The organism is Nocardioides eburneiflavus, from assembly GCF_004785795.1.
Taxonomy (GTDB): domain Bacteria; phylum Actinomycetota; class Actinomycetes; order Propionibacteriales; family Nocardioidaceae; genus Nocardioides; species Nocardioides eburneiflavus.
The window spans coordinates 1,803,291-1,827,677 of record NZ_SRRO01000001.1; the positions used below are offsets into that span (position 1 = coordinate 1,803,291).

Here is a 24,387-nt window from a genome sequence, read left to right on the forward strand (position 1 = left end):
GAACCTACGATGGCGGCATGGTGTCGGGTCGCAGCGACGAGGTGGTCGTCGTGGTGGTGACCTATCAGAGCGCTGCTCTCGTCGCGGACCTGGTGGCCTCCCTCCCGGTCGGCATGGGCGACGTGCCGTGGCGCCTCGTCGTGGTCGACAACGCCTCGAGCGACGGCACGGTGGCGCGGGTGCGCGAGCTCGCGCCCGACGCCACGGTCGTGGAGATGGGCCGCAACGCCGGGTACGCCGCCGGCATCAACGCCGGGGCGCGGCACGCCGGTCCCGACCAGGCGCTGCTGGTGCTCAACCCGGACGTACGCCTCGCACCGGGCTGCGTGCCCGCGCTCCTCGGCGCGCTCGACGAGCCGGACGTGGGGGTGGCCGTGCCGCGGCTGGTCGACGGCGACGGCGTGCTGGTCCCGTCGATGCGACGCGAGCCCACTGTCCTGCGCGCGGTCGCCGACACGGTGCTGGGTGCGTCCCGCGCCGGTGGCATCGCCACGCTGGGCGAGGTGGTGACCGCGCCGGGGGAGTACGAGCGCACGCAGCCCACCGACTGGGCGGAGGGCTCCACCCAGCTGGTCAGCGCCGAGTGCTGGGCGCGGTGCGGGCCGTGGGACGAGAGCTACTTCCTCTACTCCGAGGAGACCGACTTCCACCTGCGGGTCCGCGACGCGGGTCTGACCACCTGCTTCGTGCCGACGGCGATGGCCGTGCACCTCGGGGGCGACTCCACCACCTCGCCGCGCCTGTGGTCGATGCTCGTGGCCAACCGGGTCAAGCTGTTCTCCGGACGCAACGGCCCGGTCCGCTCGGCGGGGTTCTGGGTGGCGCTGCTGCTGCGGGAGGCGAGCCGGGCCGTCCTCGGGCGGGCCACGTCCCGCCGTGCGGTCCGGACGCTGCTCAGCCCGGCCGCCCTCCGCGCCCCCCGCGGTCCCGAGTGGGGAGCCTGAGCCCCCACCGTCCCCCGACTTGGGTATGCGCAGTCGCGCGGCCGACCCGCGGCGCGCCCGCGGCCTACGATCCGAGCATCGCCGACAGCGCCGGGGGGACGGCGCGGGCGTTCGTAGTGAGGGGAGGCACGGTGGGGGCTCGGTTGTCACCGATCATGGCCGCGGACGTGCCCGAGGTGGCGCGCTTCCTCACCGAGCACCTGAACCACCGGGTGCCCGCCGAGCGGTGGACGCGGGCACTGTCCGTGCCCTGGGCGACCGCGCAGCCCAACCACGGCTTCCACCTGCGCGACGCGGGCGGCGCGGTCGTCGGCGCGTACCTCGCCTACTACTCCCAGCAGCTCGTCGACGGACGCCCCGAGCAGTTCTGCAACCTGGGTGCGTGGTGCGTCCTGCCGGACCACCGCGCGCAGGGCGTCCGCCTCCTGACCCGCCTCCTCGGCCAGGACGGCTTCCACTTCACCGACTTCTCACCCAGTGGCAACGTCGTGGAGCTCAACCGGCGGCTGAAGTTCGTCGACCTCGACACCACGACGGACCTCCTGGTCAACGCGCCGCTGCCGGCGCGGCCCGGCGCCGCGCGGGTGAGTGCCGACCCGGACGCGTTGCTCGGCAGCCTGTCGCCCGACGAGCTCGACCTCTACCGCGACCACCGCCGCGCGGCGGCAGCGCGGCACCTGCTCGTCAGCACGCCTCGCGAGCACTGCTACGTCGTCTACCGCCGCGACACCCGCAAGCGCGTACGCGCGTTCGGGTCGATCCTCCACGTCAGCAACCCCGAGCTCTTCCGGGCCGAGGCGGGCCGCGTCGCGACCCACCTGCTGACCCGGCAGGGCATCGCGGCCACCCTGGTCGAGCGCCGCGTGTCGGGCGGCCCGGTGCGCCGGGCGAAGGCCCTGTCCCGCCCGCGGCCCAAGATGTTCCGCAGCCCGTCGCTCGCCCCCGAGCAGGTGCGCTACCTCTACAGCGAGCTCACGTGCCTGGCGTGGTGAGCGGGCCCGGGTCGGTGCACGCCGACCTCGACCCCGCGACCGAGGGCGGCGAGCTCCTCGTCGGCGGCGTGCCCCTGTCCCGTCTCGCGCAGCGCGTGGGCAGCACGCCCTTCTTCGCCTACGACCGCGAGCTGCTCACCCAGCGCGTCGCACGGCTGCGGGCCGCGATGCCGGACGACCTGGAGATCAGCTACGCCGTCAAGGCCAACCCGATGCCGGCGCTGGTGCAGCACCTGAGCCGGGTGGTCGACTCGCTCGACGTCGCCTCCGGTGCCGAGATGCGCCTGGCCCTCGACACCCCGACCCCGCCGGGCATGGTGAGCTTCGCCGGGCCCGGCAAGTCGGTCGCGGAGCTGTCGCAGGCCGTCGCCGCCGGAGTGGTGGTCGAGGTCGAGTCGCCGCTCGAGGTCGACCGCATCACCGCGATCGGCGAGGAGACCGGGATCCGTCCGGTCGTCGCGCTGCGGCTCAACCCCGACTTCGAGGTCAAGGGGTCGGGGATGCGCATGGGCGGCGGGGCGCAGCAGTTCGGCGTCGACGTCGAGGAGGCGCCGCGGCTGCTGAAGGAGATGGAGGCGCGCGGGCTGGACCTGCGCGGCTTCCACGTGTTCGCCGGGTCGCAGAACCTGCACGCCGACATCCTCGCCGAGGCGCAGCGTCGCACCGTCGACCTGGTGCTGCGGATGGCCGACGAGATGACCGGGGAGCCGACCTACGTCAACCTCGGCGGCGGCCTGGGCATCCCCTACTACGAGAAGGACCGCGCGCTGGACCTCGGCGCGGTCGGCGACAACCTCGAGCAGCTGATGCGCACGCTGGTGCGGCCGCGGCTGCCGGGGGCGCGCGTCCTGCTCGAGCTCGGGCGCTACATCGTGGGCGAGGCGGGTGTGTACGTCACCCGCGTCGTCGACCGCAAGGAGTCGCGCGGCACGACCTTCCTCGTCGTCGACGGCGGGATGCACCACCAGCTGGCCGCGTCCGGCAACTTCGGACAGGTGATCCGGCGCAACTACCCCATCGCCGTCGGCACCCGGATGGACCAGGACGGCGACGAGACCGTGCAGGTCGTGGGGTGCCTGTGCACCCCGCTGGACCTGCTCGGCGACAAGGTCCGGCTGCCTCGCGGAGAGGTCGGCGACCTCGTCGTCCTCTTCCAGGCCGGGGCCTACGGCCACACTGCGAGCCCGACCGCGTTCCTCAGCCACCCCGTCCCGCTCGAGGTGCTGGTGTGAGCGCCATCGACAGCGAGCCGGACAGCCACCCGGACAGCCACCCGGACAGTCACGAGAGAGGCACGATATGACGCACGAGACGACCCGCGAGGCGGGCGCCGCCCCGACGCTGGACCGGCCCGCGACCCACGCGACCGAGGTGGCGCTCGCCGGACTGCTGGCCGACCTGCTCGGCGGTGACCCCGGGCGCTACACCCCGGACACCGAGCTCTTCGGCAGCCTGCCCGAGCTCGACTCGCTCGCCCTCGTCGAGCTGATCACCGCGATCGAGGAGCGGTTCGACTTCGAGCTCGACGAGGACGACATCACCGCGGAGGTCTTCGGGACGGTCGAGTCGCTCGCCGCCCACGTCGACGCCTGCACCGCCTGACATGAACGCGCTGGCCGAGCTGGTGCGCGCCTCGGCGGCGCGCGCCCCGAGGAGCGTCGTGGCGGACCCGCGCACGACCCTCCCGCTCGCCGACGCGCTGCGCGAGGCCGAGGACGTCGCCCGAGCGGTCGGACGTACGTCCTCGCGGGAGCGCCCGGTGGTGGCGGTCGTGCTGCCCGGCTCGGTGGCCGCCGTGACCCACCTGCTCGCGGCCGTGCTGGGCGACCACACGGTCTGCTTCCTCGACCCCGGGGCGGGCCCGCGGACCGAGGCGGTCCTCGACGCGCTGGACCCCGACGTGGTGGTCGACGCCAACGGGGTGCGTCCGCGCGCCACCGACGCGTCCCGGCGCGACCCGGTCGCGGCGGGCTACGTCGCGATGTCGTCGGGGACCACCGGCGCAGGCGCCAAGGGGGTGCTGACGTCGTGGGCGTGCCTCGCCGACTTCCTGCCGCACGGCGCGCAGGCCCTGGACCTGGACGCCGCGTCGAGCTGGGCCGAGCCCACCCACCCGTCCTACGACCTCGCGCTCACCAACTGGCTGCTGGCGCTGGGCGCCGGCGCCTCGCTGCACGTCTCGGGCTCCCTCGCGGACCGGGTGCGCCCGCTGGCCTTCCTGGCCCGGCGGGCGGCCACGCACGTACGCCTGGCTCCGGGCTACGTCGACCTCGCGGCGGCGGAGGCCGGGCGCGGGACCCCGTGCGCGGTGCGTGTGTGGGGCTCCGGCGGCGACCGGCTGACCCCGGCGCAGGCCGCCACGGTGCTCGGCCTGGGCCGCACGACCCTCGTCAACACCTACGGCACCAGCGAGACGGCCGGCTTCGCCAGCGCCGCGGCGTACGCCTCCGCCGACGAGGTGCGTGCCCGGGAGGGGTCGGTGTCCGTCGGCCGCGGCCGGGTCGGGCCCTGGCGGGTGGACCTGGTGACCGACGAGCCGGTGCCGGGCGAGCGGGAGGACGAGGTGCTCGCCATCCACTCGCCCCACGTGGGCGGCGGCTACCTCTTCGGTGGGCACGGGCAGGACTACCCCCGGTGGGAGCCGGGCCGCGTCGTGACCGGCGACCGCGGGATCGTCGCGGACGGCGAGGTCTACTGCCTCGGCCGGGTCGGTCGACTGGTCAAGCGCAGTGCCGGCTTCGTGAACCTCGACGACGTCGACACCGCGATCCGCGACGCGCGTGACCTCGTCACCTACACCGTCGCCACGCGCGGCGGCTCCCTGGTCACGCTCGTCGAGGGCGACGGCCACCCGCTGGCGGCGGTGCGGGAGGACCTGGCGACCCGGGTCGCCCCCGGCGTCCTGCCGGACCGGCTCGTCCCGGTGCCGGCGCTGCCCCGGCTGGGCAACGGCAAGACCGACCAGGCCGGCGCGCTGCGGCTGGCGGAGCGGGCCCTGGGCCAGGGTCAGGGACAAGGGCTGGGGGACTGATGCTGCCGCCCGGTGTCCTCGCCCTCTCGCTCCGCGGTCCCGTCACCGGCACCGCGGACCAGGTGCACGCCGCGCTGGCGTCGACCGGTGCGACCGACCCGGTCCTCCACGAGGAGCCGGGCCTGCTCGTCGCGACGTGGGGTGGGCTCGAGCCCGGTCCCGACGGCTCGCTGCCGCTCAGTCGCGGACCGCGCCGGCACGAGCGCGACCTCGGCCCCGGCGAGGTCGCGGACCTCCTGGCCCGCCGCGACGTCGTGGCGCTGGCGGAGGTCATCCCACCCTTCGCCGCCTTCCGTCGACTGCCCCACGGCGAGGCGGTCGCCGTGACGGACGCCCTGGGCTTCCGGCACGTCTACCACGCCCAGTGGGCGGACCGGGCCGCCGTGAGCACGTCCGCACGCCTGCTCGCCGTGCTGGGCGGCTGCGCGCTCGACCGCGACGCGCTGGCCCTGCAGAGCCTCCTGGGCTGGCAGGTCGGCGACGTGACCCTCTTCGAGGGAGTCACCAAGCTCGCCGCAGGGACCCTGGTGTCCGTGGCCCAGGGACGGCTCACGCTCATCGGAGGACGCGCCGCCGACCCGGCGCCCATCGAGCTCGACGACGCGGTCGACACCGCCGCGTCCGTGCTGCGCGACCACCTCGCGGCGTACGTCGGCGACCACCCCGACGCGACGCTGCAGCTGACCGGCGGGCAGGACTCGCGGATCCTGCTCAGTGCCGTGCCGCCCCCGCTGCGCACCGGGCTGCAGGCCATCACGCTGCGGGTGCCCGGCTCGCCGGACGCCGACATCGCCGCCGAGATCGCGTCGCGCACCGGCCTGCGCCACCACGTCGAGGAGCTCGAGGACCTCACCGCGATGTCGCCCGCCGACGCGTTCGCGGCCTGCCTCGACGCCAGCAGGCGCCTCGAGGGGATGGCCGACCCGGTGGCGCTCGCCGGGCTGACGATCGCCGAGCGCCGCTTCGACCAGGGCCACCGGATCGCCGGGCTCGGCGGCGAGGTGGCCCGCGGCTTCTACTACCTCGGCAACCCGCGTGACACCACGGTGAGCCGCGCGAAGGTCGCCCGCCTGACCGCGTGGCGGATGTTCGCCAACGAGGCCATCGACCCGGCGGCGCTGCGCCCCGCGGTGCGTGCGGGCGCCCGCGACGGCGCGATCGACCGCATCCACGCCCTGATGGCCGGCACCGGCAAGGAGTGGCTCGAGGCCACCGACGACTTCTACCTCTACCAGCGGATGCAGCGCTGGGCGGGCGTCACGGACACGGCGGTGTGCCTGGACCGCTCCGTGGTCAACCCGATGCTCGACGACCGGTTCATCTCGGTCGCGCAGGCGATGTCGCCCGCGAGCAAGCGGGGGTCGCGCTTCCTCGGTCGCCTCCAGATGGCGCTGGACCCCGGGCTCGGCCGGATGCCGCTCGACGGCCGTCCGCCGCCGGCGGCGTACGCCGACCCCAGTGTGCTCAACCGCGCCCGCGCCGCGGAGACGCTGGCCCGGAAGGCGGTGCGCAAGGCACGCCAGCGACTGGGCCACAGCACGCGTCCGCCCGCCGGCGGAGCCGTCCTCGCCGCGAAGGTGGTCGAGCACTGGCGCCACGAGCCGGAGCTGCTGCGGGCGGCGCTGGTCCACGACGTCCTCGACGAGGCCTGGGTCGACCAGGTCGTGGGCGGCACGGTCAGCCCGGCCCCCGGCACCGTCGCGTTCGCGCTCAACCTGGTGGCCCTCGGCGTCGAGCACGCCGGCGCCACGACCCGCTGACCGGGCCCGTCCGTCAGCCGCCCAGCCGGACTGCCGGTCTGCGGTCTCCCGGTCGGGGGTCAGTACGCCCCGCGCCGCGACACGACTGCCCGCAGCGTGCGGACCATGATCGCCAGGTCCAGTCCGAGCGACCAGTTGTCGACGTAGCGCACGTCGAGGCGCACCGACTCGGCCCACGACAGGTCCGAGCGGCCCGACACCTGCCACAGCCCGGTCATGCCGGGCTTGACGACCAGGCGGCGCCGCGGGTCCACGTCGTAGCGTGCGACCTCGTCCGGCAGCGCGGGGCGCGGGCCGACGAGCGACATCTCGCCGCGCACCACGTTGAGCAGCTGGGGCAACTCGTCGAGGCTGGTGCGGCGCAGCCAGCGACCGACCCGGGTGACCCGCGGGTCGTGCTGGATCTTGAACAGCACGCCGTCGGCCTCGTTGCGCGCGACCAGGTGGGTGCGCTCGTCATCGGCCGTGGTCGACATCGAGCGGAACTTGTACATCGTGAACAGCCGGCCGTCGCGCCCCACGCGCTGCTGGCGGTAGATCGCCGGGCCGGGGGAGTCGAGGCGGACCAGGAGCGCCACGGTGAGCACGAGGGGGAGCAGCAGCACTGCCCCCAGAGTCGCGGAGACCCGCTCCACGACCTCCTTGACCCAGCGCCGCGGGCCCCGGAGCGCGGCGGGGACGACGTGCACGAGGTTGAGCCCGCCCGAGGCGAGCACGCGGGCCCGGGCGGGGGCGACGTCGATGAGGCCGGTGCCGACGCAGAGCTCGGCTCCGACGGCGGCGACGGCCCAGTGCAGCCGACGGACCTCGACGGCGCCCAGCCGTGCTCCCGGCAGCACCACGACGGCGTCCGCGTGGTGGCCGTGCGCCACCTCGGCCGCGGCCACGAGCCCGACGTACGTCGGCAGGTCGCCCAGCGGGACCTTGGACGGCCGGGTCAGGCACGCGGCGACCACCTCGTGGCGGTCGGCCGCCTCGAGCTCCAGCATCGCCTCGCGGACGTCGCGCGGCCGGCCCGCGAGGACCAACCGGGGTCGGTGGCCCCGCGTGAGGACCAAGGCGTGCGCAGCACTCGTCGCGGCGAGGACCGCGACCAGCTGCGCGAGCACCAGGGGGTCGCCCAGGGGGCCGGCGGTGGCGCCGAGCCACGGAGCGAGCGCGAGCACGAGCACGCAGGTGCGGACGCCGGTCCAGGCTGCCGACCAGGCGCGCCGGGTGCGGGTCTCACCCAGCGACCTCCGGCGGTAGTGCCCGGCGGCCAGGAGCAGGAGCGGCCACGCGGTGGCCGCCGCGACCGCGAGCTCGAGCTCGAGCGTCTCGAGGGCGAGACCGGTGGTCGCCGCCGCGGCCAGGGCGAGGACGAGGTCGACGCCCACCACGGACCAGGTGCGCTGCGCCTGCCGGCGCCCGAGCTCCGCGGCCGGTACGGCCGGCGCCTGGTGGGTGATCTGCTCGGCGGTCCGGTCGGCGGCCTGGCCCGGTCCGGTGGGGGTGGGCGTGGCGTCCGAGGGTGGCTGTGGCTCGGTCTCGCGGGGCCGGGGCACGGTGGGGACCAGAGGCGCACCGTCGAGCGGGATGGTGCGGACCGTGGTCTGCGTCATCGTCCCTCGCTCTCGGCTTCGCGCGTCGGTGGAAGGCCCCCCGACCGTGCTTCGGAGCCTAGGAACGCGGCCGTCCGGCAGCATGCCCTGAATCGGCGAAAGCCGTGCAGGTCCCAGATACCCACTCGGAGGGATGGGCCGCACCGGCACCCGGGTCTACTCTCGAAGAGGTGCACCACGCTGGTTCGCGACGCTCATTCTTCCAGCGATGGTCTGTGTGACCGAGCGGATGGCGAGCGGCCCCACACCTCGCCACGGACGACGAAGCGCACCAGCGGCGGCGGTCGAGGTTCCCCCTCCTCGACCGCCGCGGCACGTCAGGACAGGCGTGCCGCGCCCGCCACTGCCGGGGGCATCGCCCCGCGCTGTCGCGGCACGCTCGGGGTGTCGGCGAAGAAGGACTCGTGCCACACCTCGAGCGCCATGAGCGCCCAGATCCGGTCCTGCTCGTGACCGCCGTGCTCGTGCCTCAGCAGCAGGTCGCGCACCAGCGACTGGTCGAGGGTCTGGGCGATCCACGACCCGGATCCGGTGAGGCGTTGCCGGACGGCGTCGCGCATCCCGGCGTACCACCACGAGCCGGCTCCGGGCTCCGGCACGCGGCGCTCGATGACCTCCTCGGGCAGCAGCGGTCGGGCCGCCTCACGGAGCACCCAGGTGGTGCATCCCGCCCGTACCTTGACCGAGGTCGGCAGCCGGAACGCCAGCTCGACGAGGTGGTGGTCGAGCAGGGGCAGGCGCACCTCGAGCGACGCGGCGCTCGACATCCGGTCCAGCCGCTCGAGGACGTCGTCGGGCAGGGTGTGGCGCAGGTCGTGGCGCAGCATGCGGTCGACCGGGTCGGCGCCGACCGTCGCGCTCGAGCGCCGGTCCCGCGGAGGGGACTGGCCGAGGAGGCGCCGGCGCTCGGGAGCGGAGAAGGTGGCACCCAGTCGCCGCTCGACCCGGCGGCCGAGGCCCGACCGGAGGGGCGCGGGCAGGCCGGGCAGTCCGTACGAGCGCTCCGCTACGCCGGCCAGGCGGTAGCGCTGGTGCCCGCCGAAGAGCTCGTCGGCCCCCTGCGCGCACAGGATCGCGGGCACGTGCTCGCCGGCAGCGCGGGCGAGGACGTGGGCGGCGAGGTCCGCCGGGTCGGAGAGGGGGGCGTCGCGGTGCCAGGTCAGGGGACCCCAGAGCTCGTCGAGATCGGCGTGGCCCAGGTGCACGTCGTGGTGGCGGGTGCCCAGCAGGCCGCTGAGCCTCCCGGTCCTCGCCAGCTCGTGGGGCGCGTCGTCGCCATAGGCCAGGGAGAAGGTGTGCACCGCCTCGTCGCCGCGCAGCTGCTGGGCCTGCGCGGCGAGCAGGCTGCTGGCAAGTCCCCCGGCGAGGTTGATGCCGACAGGCGCGTCGGGGTCGAGCGAGGCGCGCACGGCCTCGCGCACGCCGTCGCGCACGGCCTCGATGGCGTCGTCCGGAGTCCAGGTCCCGTCCGGGTCGGCCTCGGGCGGCGACCAGTAGGCCGTCTCCTCCAGGTGACCGCCCGGCATGATCGACACGCGGTGCGCGGGCCGTACCTTCTTGACCCCCTCGAAGAGGGTGTCGGGCGCGGGCACGGTGCGGTGCGCGAGGTACGCGTCGAGGCTGCGGTGGTCGACGCCGGGGCGCGGCCCGAGCACCAGCAGCGCCTTGACCTCGGAGGCGAAGGCGATGCCGCCGGGGACGTGGCGGTAGTGCAGCGGCTGGACGCCGATCCGGTCCCGGACCAGGTGCGTGGTGTCGGTGCGGAGGTCGTGCGCGACGAGGGCGAACTGGCCCGTGAGCCGCTCCACGAAGCTGATGCCCTCCAGCGCGAGCCCGGCCACGACCAGCTCGGCGTCGTCCCGGCTGCGGAACGGGTGGTCGAGGTGGGCGCGGAGGGTGGCGTGGTTGCGGATGGCACCGTCGAGCGCCACCACCCATCGTCCGTCGACCGACCGCGCCGGCTGCGGGAAGCTGACGTCAGCGGCGACGGACCGGGACCGGGCCAGGCCGACGTCCGGGCCCCACCACACGTCCGCCCCGCCGCCGCCCCGGTGGTCCTGCGCGGCGGCCATCTCGTCGAGGACCTCGCGGGTGAGGGCGCCGGGCGAGAAGGCGCGGATGCCGCTCACGCCCGCGCCGGTCATGCGCCCAGCCTCCAGCCGATCTGGTTGGCCATGCCCACCGCGGCGAGCTGGGAGGACACCTCGAGCTTGTTGAGGATCGACTTCACCTGGGTGCGCACGGTGGCCTCCGACACCACGCTGTCCTGCGAGATGGCGCGCACCGTGCGGCCCTCGATGAGGGCCTCGAGGACCTGGCGCTCGCGCGGGGTCAGCCGGTCGAGGCGGCGTCGGATGTCGTCGTCGACGCGACTCTGGTGCGACCACGCGTCGAGCAGCGACTCGAGCTCCTCGCGCGTCGTCACCGGCAGGCCCTGGTGGAGCCGGCGGACCGTGGACAGCGCCTGCTGCAGCGCCCCGCTCTTGGTCAGCACCTTGCGTGCGCCGAGCCGCATGCACTCACCCCAGCGGCCGAGCTCCTGCGACGCCGTCACGACCACCACGTTGACGTGGGCGTGGGCCAGCGGGGAGATCAGGTTGACGCCGTCGCCGAAGCGCCCGAGGTCGAGGTCGAGGATCACCGTGCGCGGGTTTGCGCGCAGCGCCAACGACCGCAGCGTGGCCATCGACCCGCCCTCATCCGGGAGCTCGAGCCGGCGTACGTCGTAGCCCTCGAGCGAGAGAGCGAGCTCCAGCGACTCGGCGAAGAGGACGTGGTCGTCGATGATCAGGACACGGTGGTCGGCCCTAGTAAGTCCATGCACGACGGCTCCCCGGAGGTACGTCGTCCACGGGCCGGCGGGCGGCCGGCAGCGTGATGACGAACGACGAGCCGGTGCCCTCGTGCTCGGCGAGCCGCAGCGACCCGCCGTCCTCGACCATCAGCCGCTGGGCCAGGTTGAGCCCGATGCCCTCGCCCGGCGAGTCCTCGCCGCGCAGGCCCCAGTCGAAGATCCGGTCGCGCTGCTCCGGCGGGATCCCGCGACCCTCGTCGCTGACCCGGATGTCGACCGTCTCCTCGTCGCGCCGGACCACCTCGACGACACTGTGGTCCACGCCGCCGTGCGTGGCCGCGTTGTCGACGAGGATGTTGAGCACCTCGGCCAGCGCGTCGTAGCGGCCCTGGACGACGTCGCCGGCGCCCCGCACCTCGACGTGGCGGCCCTTGAGCCGCTGGAGCTCCAGGATGGGCTCGAGCGCCTCGTCGAGGTCGATCTCGGACGCCTGGCCCATGCGACCCGACAGCAGGCGGTCCATCCGGTCGAGCTCACGCCGCATCGACTCCCACAGACGCTGCCGGGCCTCCGGCGGGACGTCGGGGTTGTCGAGCATCGCCGAGCCCGAGACGAGCCCGGCCATCGTGCTCCGCAGCTCGTGCAGCAGCTCGCGCTGCTCCCTGGTCGCGCTGCCCTGCGGCGGCAGCACCTCGTGGCGGACCTCGTGGCGGACCTCGTGGTCGTGCTCGCCGCGCCTGGCCCCCCAGGTGAGGTGTGGTCGGACGGCGCCGGCGCTGGCGAGCGCCCGTCCGAGGAGTGCCCGACCGACGATCCCGGTCGTGGCTCGCGGTGCCGTCCACCTGGCCCGCGCACTGACGGTTGAACTGAGCATGGTGCTCCCCCATAGTCATGCGAAATTTTCCTGCTCGCGGACCGCGACCACTCCCCAGTGGTCACTGCGACCCGATCGACCCCGAGCGAGCAGAACTCCCACGAGCACCATGGGACGGTTCCCACGGCCTGTCCACCCCTGAGTGCTCCGTACCCCATTTGTGGGAGGTGCGGTCTGGTCCGGAGCCGTGAGGCCTCGCCAAATATTGGTCAAGAACCTCACAAGGTCCCTGCCAGCGCACCTCCAGCCGGGGCCAAGACGGGTCCTCTCGCCGCGGGGCTCCCGCGCGCGCCTGCCCGTCGCACGCTCCCGATCCCGACCCCACCCGGCGACACCCGCCCCACCCGGCGCACCCGGCCCGGGAGAGTGACGGGCCCCTCGCCGGGCAGGTCGGCCGGACGTGGGGGGTCGCCCCGGCGATCCGTCCCCAATTGTGTGCACATTGGCCAGAGGGTCGACACCACGCGTGATCCGGGCCGTCATGCTCGCCGAACAGTGGCTGGCGGAGGAGGGCGGATGGGCGTATCGGGGCGCGTGGGTGTGGTGTCGCCGCACCTCCTGGTGGCCCAGGCCGTGGCGGCTGCCCTGAGGTCGGTCGGCACGCCTGCGGAGGCGATGGCGTGGGAGACGCCGCTCACGACGAGCGCGCCCGCGGGAGTCGTCACACCTCGATTTCGCCGTCTGGTCGTCATCACGGACGGGCTTGACAACGAAGCCGTCATGGCACACGTCCGCCGCTACCTCGCCGTCGGTGGCGTACGGGTCCTCGTCGTGACCTCGGCCGAGGGCGCTGTGAGGTGGGGCCGGTTGCTCGAGTCCGACCAGCTCGACGTGCTCACGCAGACCACGGCGGTGTCCGAGCTGGCCGAGGCCGTCGACCAGCTCGACGCCGGGCGGCCCGTGATGGACCCCGAGCGCCGGACGGCACTGCGTACTGCCTGGGCGCTCACCGTGGACCGGCAGCAGCGCCTCGAGGCGCTCATGGCCACCCTCTCCCCGCAGCAGCGCCGGGTGCTCGAGCTGCTCGCGACCGGCAGGCGGGTCTCCGAGGTCGGCGCCGAGCTGGGCGTCTCCAGCGGCACCGTGCGCAGCCACGTGAAGTCGTTGCGCGCCAAGCTGGGGGCCGCCACGCAGCTCAAGGCCGTCGCGATGTACCACCAGGCCCATGAACGCATGTTCGCCGGTGACCTGGTCCCGGCCCCGCGCCAGGTGGGCGAGGAGAGCAACCAGGAGACCAGGCGTGAGGGCAGCCGGGAAAGCAGCCAGGAGGGCGGTGGTCCGGGCGCCGAACAGGCGTCCGGGGTGCTGGACGAGGTGAGCGGCGGAACGGTGACCCTGGCCCGTCGATAGGCTCCCCCCATGACCCCACCCCACGACGAGCCTCGCTTCGCTCCCCTCGCCGCAGGGACCCCGGCATGATCGATCCCACCTCGCTCGACGACCACGCCTTCGCCGTCTGGGCGGCCGAACGGGCCGGCTCCGTGCTCCTCGACGTACGCGCCGGGGCCGAAGCCGACGGGCTGGAGGGCAAGGCCCTCAAGGATGCGGGCGACGCCGCCGCGCAGGCCGAGCTCGACCGGCTCCTCACCGAGCACCGCCCCGACGACGCGGTCCTCTCCGAGGAGGCCGCCGACGACAAGTCGCGCCTGACGGCTGACCGGGTGTGGATCATCGACCCGCTCGACGGCACGCGGGAGTTCTCCGAGCCCCCGCGCGACGACTGGGCCGTCCACGTCGCGCTGTGGGCGGGTGGCGACCTCGTCGCCGGGGCCGTCGCGCAGCCGGCGCTGGGGGAGACCTTCAGCACGGGCCGACCCAGTGTCGTGCCCCCGCGTACCTCCGAGCGGCCCCGCATCGCCGTCTCCCGCAGCCGCCCGCCGGCCTTCGTCGAGGCGCTGGCCGCCGAGCTCGACGCCGAGCTGGTGCCGATGGGAAGCGCCGGCGTCAAGGTGATGAGCGTGGTGCGCGACATCGCCGACGCCTACGTCCACGCGGGCGGGCAGTACCAGTGGGACAACGCCGCCCCTGTCGCGGTCGCCCGCGCCGCCGGCCTGCACTGCAGCCGGGTCGACGGCTCGCCCCTGGTCTACAACGAGGACGACACCTCGCTGCCGGACCTCATCGTGTGCCGGCCCGAGCTGGCCGAGCAGATCGTCGACTTCGTCAGGCGGCACGGCACCGCCTGATCCCACCCCGACAGCAGCACGTCGTCCGGGCGCCCGGTATCTAGATGTCCCCCACAGGGGAGGGCCAGCCCCCCGGGGCAACCCGGGGGAGAAAACCGGCTTGCGGGCGGCGTACGGGCTTGCCAGCGTGGGCCCATGACCTCCTTCGTCTCGCACACGACCGTCGACTGCCATGACGCCTACGAGCTCTCGGAGTGGTGGAAGCGGCTCCTCGGCTACGTCGACGTCGAGGGCGACCCCAACGAGCCCGGGCACGAGGAGTGCATGATCCTCGACCCGGAGACGGGGCACAGCATCCTGTTCATCGAGGTGCCCGACGCCGAGCTGCCCGCCAAGCGCATCCACTTCGACCTGCGTCCCCGCGAGGGCACCCGAGACGAGGAGGTCGAGCGCGTGCTGGGGCTGGGAGCCATCCAGGTCGGTGACCAGCGCGGACAGTACGGACCCGGCACGGGCTGGGTGGTGTTCGCCGACCCGGAGGGCAACCAGTTCTGCATCCTGCGCTCGCAGGCGGAGGTGGACGCCGGTCCGCCGCCGCCCGCGAGCTGAGCCCTGCGTGGGTCAGCGTGCGCGCTCGGGGGAGACCCAGGTGCGCCACTTGAACCGGGTGCCGAGGTACTTCCTGTCCTTCTTGACCGCGAACGACCAGTACCAGACGCCGCTGCGCCGGGGGAGGGTCAGCGAGTAGCGTCCGCGGGCGTCGGTCCTGATGACGGCGAACCTGGTGAAGCCGCCGCGCTCCTGCTCGGAGACGCGCACCACGATCGGGCGGGAGCGGTAGCGGGGCCGGACGCGGCCCGAGACCTCGAACCCACCCGTCGGACGCGTGATCGTGCGGGCGACCTCGACGGTGAAGGGCTCGGACTCGCTCGGCTCGTAGCTGTCGTCGCGGGTCGAGGCGGCTTCGTGGCCGGTGTAGACGACCTTGTAGGTCGTGGTCATCCGAGGGCGTACGGCGAAGAAGTCGAGGGACGCCGAGGTGTTGGTCGCGACGGCCTTCCACTCCGAGCCCGTCGCCCTGCGCGCAAGGAGCGTGGAGGTGCCCTCGGTGGGCGAGTAGCCGGTGTCGCTGTCGACGTCGAGCGTGACGTCGATGGTCTCCCCGAAGTCGATCGTCTGCGCGCTCGGCACGGCGAGCGTGGTCGTGGCGAACGTGTCCCGGGCCGTCGCCGGCGCGGTGACGCCGAGGGAGGTCACGCCCAGCAGTCCTGCCGCCAGTCCTGCCAGGGATGTGCGGGCGACGGGTCGGGTCGACATCGGGACGGTCCTCTCGGGGGTTCGCGAGGGTGCAACAGTACGACCGGCCCCGCCAGCAGCGCTGGCGGAGCCGGTCGAGAGGGTCAGCGACCGGTGACGTCAGCCCAGCTTCGCGATGCGCGGGGTGATGGTCGAGCGGTAGCTGTAGGTGTACCAGACCTCGCTGTAGGCAGCGAACTTCGAGTTCCCCGGGACGGTGATCTTGAAGTAGAGCTTGTTGCCACGGCGGGGCGCGGGGAGACGGACCTGGAAGGTGCTCTTCCTGGTGGTCTTGATGGTCTTGAACTTGACGTAGCGCTTGCCCTTCTTGACCTGGACCTTGACCTTCTTGCGCTTGTAGTCGGGCTTGATCTTGCCCTTGATCGTCATCCGCGCCTTGGCGTTGTCGATCTTGACGTTGCGCTGCACGCCAACGGTGAAGGGCAGGGACTCGCTGGGCGTGTAGTTGTCGCCGTAGGTGCCCTGGTCGGGGTCGGTGAAGCCGCTGTAGACGACCTTGTAGGTGGTGGTGGCCTTGGGCTTGACGTCGTAGAAGGACGAGTAGGTGTTGGCCGCGGTGGCGACGGGGACCCAGGCGCTGGTGCCGGCCTCCATCGCGTAGAGCGTGACCGTGCCGTCGGTGCCGCCGGGCGAGTAGCCGTCGGAGCTGGCCACGTCGACCGAGATGTAGAGGTCGTCGCCGTAGGTGACGCCGGTCGCGCTGGGCGTGGCAGTGGTCGTGGTGGTCCACGTGTCGGCCGCGTGGCCCGGTGCGGCGACGGCGATCGGCGTGAGGCCGAGCAGGCCGGCGGAGACAGTGCCGGCGACGAAGCGAGTGATGCGCATTCCCCGTTGTTCCTCTCGAGTGGAGTTCAGGACGCCCGGCGGTCGGCCGGGCGTGGGTGGTTGCTACCCGTGAGGCGCGCAGGACAAACCCCTCGTCCCCCGCGAACCCCCGTCGGTCAGCCCCCGTAGACTTCCACCCTCCCCCGCCCCTGTACCAAGCGGGGGCTCTTCCGCGTGCTCTCGAAGGGATCTCCGGTGTCGTCCACGCCGCTCGCCGCCGTCGCCCAGCGCGTCGTCACCGCTCCCACGCTCGGGGGCGCCCTGGCCGACGCGGCCGTCCAGAACGCCCTCGACCTCACCGGCCCGCCCGCCGTCCGGCCGTTCGTGGTGCACGGCCTCGTCGAGCGGGGCCGCACGGTCCTGGCGGTGACGGCCACGTCGCGGGAGGCCGAGGACCTCGTCGAGGAGCTCGCCGACCTCGTCGACCCCGACACGGTCGCCTACTACCCGAGCTGGGAGACGCTCCCGCACGAGCGGCTCAGCCCGCGCAGCGACACCGTCGGGCGACGGCTCGCGGTCCTGCGGCGGCTTCGTCACCCCGGCACCGACGCGGCCAACGGCCCGCTCAAGGTCGTCGTCGCGCCGATCCGCAGCCTGCTCCAGCCGCAGGTCCCCGGCCTCGCCGACATCGAGCCGGTCGAGCTGTCGCCCGGTGACTCCCGCGCGCTCGACGACGTGGTCCGCGGGCTGGCCGAGGCGGCGTACACCCGCGTCGACATGGTCGAGCGGCGCGGCGAGTTCGCCGTGCGCGGCGGCATCGTCGACGTCTTCCCGCCGACCGAGGAGCACCCGCTGCGCGTGGAGTTCTGGGGCGACGACGTGGAGGAGATCCGCGCGTTCTCCGTCGCCGACCAGCGCACGCTCGAGACCGTGCAGCGGCTCTGGGCGCCGCCGTGCCGCGAGCTGTTGCTGACCGACGACGTACGCCGGCGCGCCGCCGAGCTGGGCCAGGCGCACCCGCAGCTGCTCGAGCTCACCGACAAGATGGCCGCCGGCATCGCCGTGGAGGGCATGGAGTCCCTCGCGCCGGTGCTGGTCGACACCATGGAGCTGCTCGTCGACCTGATGCCCGGGGACACCACGATCCTGGTGCTCGACCCCGAGCGCGCCCGCAGCCGCGCCCACGACCTGGTCGCGACGAGCGAGGAGTTCCTCGGCGCCTCGTGGGCCGCCGCGGCCGGGGGAGGCACCGCGCCGATCGACCTGGGCGCCGCGTCCTACCGCGAGATCGCCGACGTACGCCTCCACGCGCTCGGGCTGGGGCATGCGTGGTGGGCGGTGAGCCCCTTCGGGATCGACTCCGACGACCAGGGCCCGAGCCTCCCCGACGCGACGACCGCCGGGGTGCCGAGCCGGACCCTGCCCGCCCACCCGGCCGAGGCCTACCGCGGCGACCTGCAGCAGGCGGTCGACGACATCCGCGGCTGGCTGCGCGACGGGCTCGACGTCGTGGTCGTGCACGCCGGCCACGGCCCCGCGGAGCGGTTCGTGGAGCTGCTCGGCGAGAACGACATCGCCGCGCGGCTCGTCGAGGACGGCGACACCGCGGGGCCCGGCGTCGTGACCGTGACCTGCGGCCACCTCGTCCACGGCATCGTCGACGACGAGGCCCGGATCGCGGTCGTCACCGGTGATGACCTGTCGGGGCAGAAGACCTCGACCCGTGACATGCGCAGGATGCCCACGCGCCGCAAGAAGCAGATCGACCCGCTCGAGCTCAAGGCGGGTGACTACGTCGTGCACGAGCAGCACGGCGTGGGCCGCTTCGTGGAGATGAGGCAGCGCGAGATCGGCGGCGCGGTGCGCGAGTACCTCGTCCTGGAGTACGGCCCCAGCAAGCGCGGCGGCCCCAACGACATGCTCTACGTGCCGGCCGACACCCTCGACCAGGTCACCCGCTACGTCGGCGGCGAGAACCCCAGCCTCGACCGGCTCGGCGGCGGCGACTGGACCAAGCGCAAGAACAAGGCCCGGCGCGCGGTCCGCGAGATCGCGGCCGAGCTGATCAAGCTCTACGCCGCCCGCCAGGCCACCAAGGGCTACGCCTACGGCCCCGACACCCCGTGGCAGCGCGAGCTCGAGGACGCCTTCCCGTTCACCGAGACCGTCGACCAGCTCACGACCGTCGACGAGGTCAAGGCCGACATGCGCCAGGTCGTGCCGATGGACCGGCTCGTGTGCGGCGACGTCGGCTACGGCAAGACTGAGATCGCGGTGCGCGCAGCGTTCAAGGCGGTGCAGGACGGCAAGCAGGTGGCCGTGCTGGTGCCCACGACGCTGCTCGTCACCCAGCACCTGTCGACGTTCTCCGAGCGGATGAGCGGCTTCCCGGTCGTCATCCGGGGGCTCTCGCGCTTCCAGACCGACAAGGAGGCCAAGGAGGTCGTCGCCGGGCTCGCCGACGGCTCGATCGACATCGTGGTCGGCACGCACCGCCTGCTCAACCCCGACATCAGGATGAAGGACCTCGGCCTGATCGTCGTGGACGAGGAGCAGCGCTTCGGTGTCGAGCACAAGGAGCAGATGAAGCGGATGCGCACCTCCGTCGACGTGCTCTCGATGAGCGCGACGCCGATCCCGCGCACGCTCGAGATGGCGGTCACCGGGATCCGCGAGATGTCGACCATCACGACCCCGCCCGAGGAGCGGCACCCCGTCCTCACCTACGTCGGCGCCTACGAGGACCGCCAGGTCGTCGCAGCCGTACGCCGTGAGCTGCTGCGCGAGGGCCAGGTCTTCTACATCCACAACCGGGTGCAGTCGATCGAGAAGGCCGCCGCGCGGATCCGCGAGCTCGTGCCCGAGGCACGCGTCGCGACCGCCCACGGCCAGATGAACGAGCGCCAGCTCGAGCAGGTGATGCTGGACTTCTGGGAGAAGCGCTTCGACGTGCTCGTCTGCACGACCCTGGTCGAGTCGGGCCTCGACGTGTCCAACGCCAACACGATGATCATCGAGCGCTCCGACACCCTCGGCCTCTCCCAGCTGCACCAGCTGCGGGGTCGTGTCGGGCGCTCCCGCGAGCGCGCGTACGCCTACTTCCTCTACCCCGCGGAGAAGCCGCTGACCGAGACCGCCCACGAGCGGCTCGCGACGCTGGCCCAGCACTCCGACCTCGGCGGCGGCATGGCGATCGCGATGAAGGACCTCGAGATCCGCGGCGCCGGCAACCTGCTCGGCGGTGAGCAGTCCGGCCACATCGCCGACGTCGGCTTCGACCTCTACGTCCGGCTCGTGGGCGAGGCGGTCGCCGACTTCAAGGGCGGTGCCGAGGAGGAGCTCGCCGAGGTGCGCATCGAGCTGCCCGTCGACGCACACCTGCCGCACGACTACATCCCGAGCGAGCGACTCCGGCTCGAGATCTACAAGCGCCTCGCCGAGGTCCGCAGCGACGCCGACGTCGACGAGGTGCGCGCCGAGCTGCTCGACCGCTACGGCAACCCGCCCGAGGCCGTGGAGTCGCTGCTGGTCGTCGCCCGCTTCCGCGCCCGCTGCCGCCAGATCGGGGTGGGCGAGGTGACCGTCGCCGGCAAGTACGTCCGCTTCGCCCCCGTCGACCTGCCGGAGTCGCGCGTCGTACGCCTCCAGCGGTTGCACCCGAAGAGCGTCGTCAAGGCCCCCGTGAGCACCATCCTCGTGCCGCGCCCGCAGGACACGGGGTTCCCCGTCCGCCCGGTGGCGGGCGTCGCCCTGCTTGAATGGGCGCGCGGCGTGATCGACGAGGTGATCGCGCCCCCGGCACCTGCCGGCCAGACCGCGGCAACAGCAACCCCTGGGAGTGACTCGTGAGCAAGACCCGCCTGATGACGGCCGCGCCTGCCTGGGGGATGGTGGGCCTCGCAGGACTGCTGCTGACCGGGTGCGGCAGTGCCACCCCCGGCGTCGCGGTGCGGGTCGGCGACGAGGAGCTCACGGTGCGCCACGTCGACGCGGTCACGGCCAACTACTGCACCGCGGTGGGCGACCTCGAGTCCGAGGTGCCCATGAGCTTCGTGCGCCAGTACGTCGTGCAGCTGCTCACCCTGCGCTCGCAGGCCTCCCAGCTCGCCGACGAGTACGGCATCGAGGCTGGCTCCTCCTACCGCAACGACGTCGCGCAGCGGCAGGGCACCGCGGGAACGCAGCCCGAGGAGGTGCGCGAGGACTACGTGGAGCTCGCCTCCAGCACGGCGTACGCCCAGGACATCGTCGACCAGATCGGTCGCATCACGCTGGAGGACGCGGGCGTCACCGACGTGACGGCCGAGCAGGCCACCGAGGCCGGGATCGACGTGTTCAACCAGTGGCCCGACGCCAACGGCATCGAGATCGACCCGCGCTACGGGCTCGAGGTGGTCGACGGTGTGCTGACCCCGGTCGACACCAACACCTCGGTGGCGGTCGGCGAGACGGCCAAGGCCGGTCTGGGCGCCGAGCCGGACCCGGCCTTCGCCCGGACCCTGCCGACCAACCACCGCTGCGGCTGAGCCGCATGTCGGCCACGCCCGACGGCTCCGCGCCCGACGGGTCCGCGCTGGAGGCCTTCGCCGAGCAGATGCGGGTGCTGCGACGCGAGTGCGCGTGGAAGCGGGAGCAGACCCACACCTCGCTCGTCCCGTTCGTGCGGGAGGAGGCCGAGGAGGTCGTCGAGGCGATCGAGTCCGGTGACCCGGCCGCGCTGTGCGACGAGCTCGGCGACCTGCTGCTGCAGGTGGTGATCCACGCCGTCATCGCCGAGGAGGCAGGTGACTTCACGCTCGACGACGTGGCCCGCGGCGTGATCGCCAAGATGGAGCGACGCAACCCGCACGTCTTCGGCGACGCCGTGGCCACCGACGCCGCCGAGGTGCTGCGGCTGTGGAACGCCGCCAAGGCCGCCGAGAAGGCAGAGAGGGCGGAGGGCATCGGGCCGACCCGCGGTGCGTCCCGTCCCCAGTCGGACCCGCAGGTCTGACCGCCCACAGCACACGTGTCCGGGTTCTTGCCCCCGGCCTGACGGATCGAGGGCCACATCGCGGACACGTGTACGGCATCGGCGGCCGCAGCCGTCCGAACGACCGCTTCCGGTCGGTGCTCACTCCTCGACCAGGGGCACGATCGTCGGGTCCGGCGCGAACGCGTCGACATAGGCAGCGGTGACCGAAGGCGTGTCGTCGTGCGAGGCGCGGGCCGGGAGCCGGATCCCGTCGGGTGGGTGGAAGTGCACCTCACCCGGCGCGTCGATCTCCCACGTCGTCGGGTCGGCGCGCCACTCGGACGGCGAGGCGCCGAGCTCGCGGCGGAACGCGCGGACGAACACGTCGTAGCCGCGAAAGCCGCACCCGGCGGCGATGTCACGCAGGGGTCGGTCGGTCTCGCGGGCGAACCACGCCGCCCGCTCGAGGAGGAGCCGGTCGCGGAACCTCGCCGGCGACTCCCCGGCCATCGCGAGCCGCAACCGCGTGGCGTCGGGATCGGCGCCAGAGTCTCCCGCGCCGGAGGTCGCGCGGTCGACGTGGGCCCTGAGATGGTCGGCGGGTCCGGGCTCAGGTGGTGCCACGTGACGGACGCTAGCGGTTCGCACCGACGCCCGACGGACACCCCGGCGACGCCGGGGCGCGACGTGGCTAGGCTGGCGACTGCCCACGACGTCCCCCACCAGGAGCTCTCCATGTCGATCATCGCTGCTGTCGGCGCCCGCGAAATCCTCGATTCGCGCGGCAACCCCACTGTCGAGGTGGAGGTGCTCCTCGAGGACGGCGCGTTCGGTCGCGCGGCGGTGCCGAGCGGCGCGTCCACCGGCGCCTTCGAGGCGGTCGAGCTGCGCGACGGCGGCAAGCGCTACGTCGGCAAGGGCGTCCAGAAGGCCGTCGACGGCGTCACCGACACCATCTCCGGCGCCATCATCGGCCTCGACGCCGACGACCAGCGCCTCGTCGACCAGGTGATGCTCGACCTCGACGGCACGGCCAACAAGGCCAAGCTCGGTGCCAACGCGATCCTCGGCGTCTCCCTCGCGACCGCCAAGGCGGCCGCGGAGTCCGCCGGGCTCCCGCTGTTCCGCTACGTCGGTGGCCCCAACGCGCACCTGCTGCCGGTCCCGATGATGAACATCCTCAACGGCGGGTCGCACGCCGACTCCAACGTCGACGTGCAGGAGTTCATGATCGCCCCGATCGGCGCGTCGACCTTCCGCGAGGCGCTCCAGCAGGGCGCCGAGGTCTACCACGCGCTCAAGTCGGTGCTGAAGAAGAAGGGCCTCTCGACCGGTCTCGGCGACGAGGGCGGCTTCGCGCCCGACCTCGAGAGCAACCGCGCCGCGCTCGACCTGATCGCCGACGCGGTCAAGGCCGCCGGCTTCAAGCTCGGCAAGGACATCGCGCTCGCGATGGACGTGGCGGCCAGCGAGTTCCACGACAAGGGGAAGTACACCTTCGAGGGGAAGAAGCTGAAGAGCGACGACATGGTCGCCTACTACACCGACCTCGTCGCGTCCTACCCGATCGTCTCGATCGAGGACCCGCTCGACGAGGAGGACTGGGCCGGCTGGAAGGCCATCACCGACAGCCTCGGCGACAAGACCCAGATCGTCGGCGACGACCTGTTCGTCACCAACGTCGAGCGACTGCAGCGCGGCATCGACGGCGGCCAGGCCAACGCGATGCTCGTCAAGGTCAACCAGATCGGCTCCCTCACCGAGACCCTCGACGCCGTCGAGCTCGCCCACCGCGCGGGCTTCCGCAACATGATGAGCCACCGCTCCGGCGAGACCGAGGACACCACGATCGCCGACCTCGCCGTGGCCACCAACTGCGGCCAGATCAAGACCGGGGCCCCGGCCCGCTCCGACCGCGTCGCCAAGTACAACCAGCTCCTCCGCATCGAGGACGAGCTGGGTGACGCGGCTCGCTACGCCGGGCGGGGTGCCTTCCCGCGTTTCTCCGGCTGACAGAGGCAGCCCTCCTGCGCGCTGCGCCTCCGAGAGTTCGTGCGGTGGACAAGGCAAGATGGTCCGCATGCCTTCCCAGCGCCGTACGCCTCGTGGTGGGCCCGGCGGACCGCGCGGACCGAGGCAGGGCCACAGCACGCACCCCGGCGCCCGCGGCACCCGGCCGCGGGCGGGCGGACCGCGTACGCCTGCTCCCCGGAGCGAGGGGCCGGCCGCCGCGGGCCCCGCCGCCACCAGGCCCACCGGTCGCCGGCCTCGCTTCACCGGCCGCGCCGCCGTGCTCGTTCTGGTGCTCGCGGTGCTCACGGTGTCGTACGCCTCGTCGCTGCGGGCCTACCTCCAGCAGCGCTCGCACATCGGTGACCTCAAGGCGCAGATCGCCGAGCGCGAGGCCAGCATCACCGACCTCGAGCGGGAGAAGAAGCGCTGGGAGGACCCGGCCTACGTCAAGGCGCAGGCCCGCGCGCGCTTCGGCTACCTGATGCCCGGCGAGCAGGGGTTCGAGGTCATCGGCGTCGACGGCAGGCCCCTGGAGGCGCAGGCCACCCTCAACGACCCCGACGAGGTCATCAAGACGGTGCCCAAGGCATGGTGGAGCGCCGCCTGGGAGTCGATGGAGCTCGCCGGCAACCCGCCCCCGCCCGACGAGGAACCCGCAGAGATGATCGACGGAACGCAGCAGTGAACCAGCAGGAGATCGACCCGGTCGACGAGGCCGCCATCCACGCCCAGCTCAAGCGCCGGCCCCGCGGCATCGACTCGGTCGGCCACCGCTGCCCCTGCGGCAACCCCGACGTGGTCACGACGGAGCCGCGGCTGCCCAACGGCACGCCGTTCCCGACGACCTTCTACCTCACCTGCCCGCGCGCGGCCTCGCGCATCGGCACCCTCGAGGGCTCGGGCCTGATGAAGGAGATGCAGGCGCGCCTCGGCACCGACGAGGAGCTCGCCGCGGCCTATCGCGGCGCCCACGAGCGCTACCTCGAGTACCGCGCCGAGGTGGGGGAGCGGGCCGGGCTCGACGTCCCCGAGATCGAGGGCATCACCGCCGGCGGCATGCCCGACCGGGTGAAGTGCCTGCACGTCCTCGCCGGCCAGTCCCTCGCGATGGGGCGCGGCGTCAACCCTCTCGGCGACGAGGTCCTCGACCTGCTCGGCGCCTGGTGGGAGTCGGGTCCGTGCGTCGAGCGGCCGGACGCGCCCTGACCCAGCCCGG

General features: G+C 73.3%; 22 protein-coding genes. 15 read left to right on the forward strand and 7 right to left on the reverse strand.

From position 1 onward, the window contains the following. Positions 1-17 precede the first annotated feature (17 nt). From EXE59_RS08465 to EXE59_RS08490, 6 genes are all read left to right on the forward strand, one after another. A complete protein-coding gene (locus tag EXE59_RS08465; protein WP_135838512.1) occupies positions 18-944 on the forward strand; it encodes a glycosyltransferase family 2 protein in 927 nt (308 codons plus the stop codon). 155 nt (positions 945-1,099) lie between these two features. Next, positions 1,100-1,936, forward strand: coding sequence for a hypothetical protein (locus EXE59_RS24460; protein ID WP_246056628.1), 837 nt, complete (start codon positions 1,100-1,102; stop codon positions 1,934-1,936). Next, positions 1,921-3,168 carry a pyridoxal-dependent decarboxylase, exosortase A system-associated gene (locus tag EXE59_RS24465; protein WP_246056631.1) on the forward strand — a complete coding sequence of 416 codons (1,248 nt, stop codon included), beginning with the start codon at positions 1,921-1,923 and terminating at the stop codon, positions 3,166-3,168. The genes EXE59_RS24460 and EXE59_RS24465 overlap by 16 nt, the downstream gene beginning before the upstream one ends. Before the next feature lie 67 nt (positions 3,169-3,235). Continuing rightward, a complete protein-coding gene (locus EXE59_RS08480) occupies positions 3,236-3,538 on the forward strand; it encodes an acyl carrier protein (RefSeq protein ID WP_135838513.1) in 303 nt (100 codons plus the stop codon). A 1-nt stretch (position 3,539) separates the two neighbouring features. After that, positions 3,540-4,967, forward strand: coding sequence for an AMP-binding protein (locus EXE59_RS08485; protein ID WP_135838514.1), 1,428 nt, complete (start codon positions 3,540-3,542; stop codon positions 4,965-4,967). Continuing rightward, a complete protein-coding gene (locus EXE59_RS08490) occupies positions 4,967-6,727 on the forward strand; it encodes an asparagine synthetase B family protein (RefSeq protein ID WP_135838515.1) in 1,761 nt (586 codons plus the stop codon). The genes EXE59_RS08485 and EXE59_RS08490 overlap by 1 nt, the downstream gene beginning before the upstream one ends. Before the next feature lie 59 nt (positions 6,728-6,786). Here EXE59_RS08490 and EXE59_RS08495 read toward each other — a convergent pair whose 3' ends face one another. From EXE59_RS08495 to EXE59_RS08510, 4 genes are all read right to left on the reverse strand, one after another. Continuing rightward, a complete protein-coding gene (locus EXE59_RS08495) occupies positions 6,787-8,328 on the reverse strand; it encodes an exopolysaccharide biosynthesis polyprenyl glycosylphosphotransferase (protein WP_135838516.1) in 1,542 nt (513 codons plus the stop codon). Between the two features lie 317 nt (positions 8,329-8,645). Further along, positions 8,646-10,472, reverse strand: a complete 1,827-nt coding sequence (gene asnB, locus EXE59_RS08500) for an asparagine synthase (glutamine-hydrolyzing) (protein ID WP_135838517.1) — start codon at positions 10,470-10,472, stop codon at positions 8,646-8,648. After that, entirely contained in the window at positions 10,469-11,152 is a 684-nt protein-coding gene (locus tag EXE59_RS08505; RefSeq protein WP_135838518.1) for a response regulator transcription factor, read from the reverse strand. The genes asnB and EXE59_RS08505 overlap by 4 nt, the downstream gene beginning before the upstream one ends. Next, positions 11,136-11,996 carry a sensor histidine kinase gene (locus EXE59_RS08510; protein WP_135838519.1) on the reverse strand — a complete coding sequence of 287 codons (861 nt, stop codon included), beginning with the start codon at positions 11,994-11,996 and terminating at the stop codon, positions 11,136-11,138. Before EXE59_RS08510 ends, EXE59_RS08505 begins: the two co-directional genes overlap by 17 nt. 720 nt (positions 11,997-12,716) lie before the next feature. Between EXE59_RS08510 and EXE59_RS08515 the strand changes: the two genes are divergently transcribed. The 3 genes from EXE59_RS08515 (at position 12,717) to EXE59_RS08525 (ending at position 14,731) form a co-directional block, all read left to right on the forward strand. After that, complete coding sequence (locus EXE59_RS08515) at positions 12,717-13,346, forward strand: response regulator transcription factor (RefSeq protein ID WP_168218450.1); 630 nt, start codon at positions 12,717-12,719, stop codon at positions 13,344-13,346. A 65-nt stretch (positions 13,347-13,411) separates the two neighbouring features. After that, a complete protein-coding gene (locus EXE59_RS08520) occupies positions 13,412-14,182 on the forward strand; it encodes a 3'(2'),5'-bisphosphate nucleotidase CysQ (protein WP_135838521.1) in 771 nt (256 codons plus the stop codon). A 135-nt stretch (positions 14,183-14,317) separates the two neighbouring features. Then, entirely contained in the window at positions 14,318-14,731 is a 414-nt protein-coding gene (locus EXE59_RS08525) for a VOC family protein (protein WP_135838522.1), read from the forward strand. Positions 14,732-14,743: 12 nt separating this feature from the next. Here the strand turns inward: EXE59_RS08525 and EXE59_RS08530 are convergent, their stop codons facing one another. Both EXE59_RS08530 and EXE59_RS08535 read right to left on the reverse strand, forming a co-directional pair. After that, the gene (locus EXE59_RS08530) at positions 14,744-15,439 is read right to left on the reverse strand and encodes a hypothetical protein (RefSeq protein ID WP_135838523.1); all 696 of its coding nucleotides are present in this window, start codon (positions 15,437-15,439) and stop codon (positions 14,744-14,746) included. Positions 15,440-15,538: 99 nt separating this feature from the next. Beyond that, positions 15,539-16,264: a hypothetical protein gene (locus EXE59_RS08535; protein WP_135838524.1), complete on the reverse strand. Its 726-nt coding sequence runs from the start codon at positions 16,262-16,264 to the stop codon at positions 15,539-15,541. A gap of 174 nt (positions 16,265-16,438) precedes the next feature. Between EXE59_RS08535 and mfd the strand changes: the two genes are divergently transcribed. Genes mfd through EXE59_RS08550 form a run of 3 tightly spaced genes read left to right on the forward strand, consistent with a single transcriptional unit; the run spans position 16,439 to position 21,197 of the window. Then, positions 16,439-20,053: a transcription-repair coupling factor gene (gene mfd / locus EXE59_RS08540; protein WP_425464511.1), complete on the forward strand. Its 3,615-nt coding sequence runs from the start codon at positions 16,439-16,441 to the stop codon at positions 20,051-20,053. After that, the gene (locus tag EXE59_RS08545) at positions 20,050-20,730 is read left to right on the forward strand and encodes a hypothetical protein (RefSeq protein ID WP_135838525.1); all 681 of its coding nucleotides are present in this window, start codon (positions 20,050-20,052) and stop codon (positions 20,728-20,730) included. The genes mfd and EXE59_RS08545 overlap by 4 nt, the downstream gene beginning before the upstream one ends. 5 nt (positions 20,731-20,735) lie before the next feature. Next, positions 20,736-21,197 carry a MazG nucleotide pyrophosphohydrolase domain-containing protein gene (locus EXE59_RS08550; RefSeq protein ID WP_246056633.1) on the forward strand — a complete coding sequence of 154 codons (462 nt, stop codon included), beginning with the start codon at positions 20,736-20,738 and terminating at the stop codon, positions 21,195-21,197. Positions 21,198-21,317: 120 nt separating this feature from the next. On the opposite strand, the gene EXE59_RS08555 is transcribed toward EXE59_RS08550, so the two are convergent. Then, positions 21,318-21,782 (reverse strand): helix-turn-helix domain-containing protein, encoded by a 465-nt coding sequence (locus EXE59_RS08555; RefSeq protein WP_135838526.1) that lies wholly within the window; start codon positions 21,780-21,782, stop codon positions 21,318-21,320. Between the two features lie 111 nt (positions 21,783-21,893). Between EXE59_RS08555 and eno the strand changes: the two genes are divergently transcribed. The 3 genes from eno (at position 21,894) to EXE59_RS08570 (ending at position 24,377) form a co-directional block, all read left to right on the forward strand. Beyond that, a complete protein-coding gene (eno, locus tag EXE59_RS08560; RefSeq protein WP_135838527.1) occupies positions 21,894-23,171 on the forward strand; it encodes a phosphopyruvate hydratase in 1,278 nt (425 codons plus the stop codon). A 67-nt stretch (positions 23,172-23,238) separates the two neighbouring features. Continuing rightward, positions 23,239-23,856 carry an FtsB family cell division protein gene (locus EXE59_RS08565; protein ID WP_135838528.1) on the forward strand — a complete coding sequence of 206 codons (618 nt, stop codon included), beginning with the start codon at positions 23,239-23,241 and terminating at the stop codon, positions 23,854-23,856. Beyond that, complete coding sequence (locus EXE59_RS08570; RefSeq protein ID WP_246056634.1) at positions 23,853-24,377, forward strand: DUF501 domain-containing protein; 525 nt, start codon at positions 23,853-23,855, stop codon at positions 24,375-24,377. Before EXE59_RS08565 ends, EXE59_RS08570 begins: the two co-directional genes overlap by 4 nt. Positions 24,378-24,387: the final 10 nt, after the last annotated feature.

What these genes read in the sequence shown, in the direction of transcription:
- EXE59_RS08480 (WP_135838513.1), top strand. Translation starts at nt 3,236, where the DNA reads ATGACGCACGAGACGACCCGCGAGGCGGGCGCCGCCCCGACGCTGGAC.
- EXE59_RS08510 (WP_135838519.1), bottom strand. Translation starts at nt 11,996, where the DNA reads ATGCTCAGTTCAACCGTCAGTGCGCGGGCCAGGTGGACGGCACCGCGA.
- EXE59_RS08565 (WP_135838528.1), top strand. Translation starts at nt 23,239, where the DNA reads ATGCCTTCCCAGCGCCGTACGCCTCGTGGTGGGCCCGGCGGACCGCGC.
- EXE59_RS08530 (WP_135838523.1), bottom strand. Translation starts at nt 15,439, where the DNA reads ATGTCGACCCGACCCGTCGCCCGCACATCCCTGGCAGGACTGGCGGCA.
- asnB (WP_135838517.1), bottom strand. Translation starts at nt 10,472, where the DNA reads ATGACCGGCGCGGGCGTGAGCGGCATCCGCGCCTTCTCGCCCGGCGCC.
- EXE59_RS08515 (WP_168218450.1), top strand. Translation starts at nt 12,717, where the DNA reads ATGGCACACGTCCGCCGCTACCTCGCCGTCGGTGGCGTACGGGTCCTC.
- EXE59_RS24460 (WP_246056628.1), top strand. Translation starts at nt 1,100, where the DNA reads ATGGCCGCGGACGTGCCCGAGGTGGCGCGCTTCCTCACCGAGCACCTG.
- EXE59_RS08525 (WP_135838522.1), top strand. Translation starts at nt 14,318, where the DNA reads ATGACCTCCTTCGTCTCGCACACGACCGTCGACTGCCATGACGCCTAC.
- eno (WP_135838527.1), top strand. Translation starts at nt 21,894, where the DNA reads ATGTCGATCATCGCTGCTGTCGGCGCCCGCGAAATCCTCGATTCGCGC.
- EXE59_RS08465 (WP_135838512.1), top strand. Translation starts at nt 18, where the DNA reads ATGGTGTCGGGTCGCAGCGACGAGGTGGTCGTCGTGGTGGTGACCTAT.
- EXE59_RS08485 (WP_135838514.1), top strand. Translation starts at nt 3,540, where the DNA reads ATGAACGCGCTGGCCGAGCTGGTGCGCGCCTCGGCGGCGCGCGCCCCG.
- EXE59_RS08490 (WP_135838515.1), top strand. Translation starts at nt 4,967, where the DNA reads ATGCTGCCGCCCGGTGTCCTCGCCCTCTCGCTCCGCGGTCCCGTCACC.
- EXE59_RS08550 (WP_246056633.1), top strand. Translation starts at nt 20,736, where the DNA reads ATGTCGGCCACGCCCGACGGCTCCGCGCCCGACGGGTCCGCGCTGGAG.
- EXE59_RS08495 (WP_135838516.1), bottom strand. Translation starts at nt 8,328, where the DNA reads ATGACGCAGACCACGGTCCGCACCATCCCGCTCGACGGTGCGCCTCTG.
- EXE59_RS08520 (WP_135838521.1), top strand. Translation starts at nt 13,412, where the DNA reads ATGATCGATCCCACCTCGCTCGACGACCACGCCTTCGCCGTCTGGGCG.
- EXE59_RS08535 (WP_135838524.1), bottom strand. Translation starts at nt 16,264, where the DNA reads ATGCGCATCACTCGCTTCGTCGCCGGCACTGTCTCCGCCGGCCTGCTC.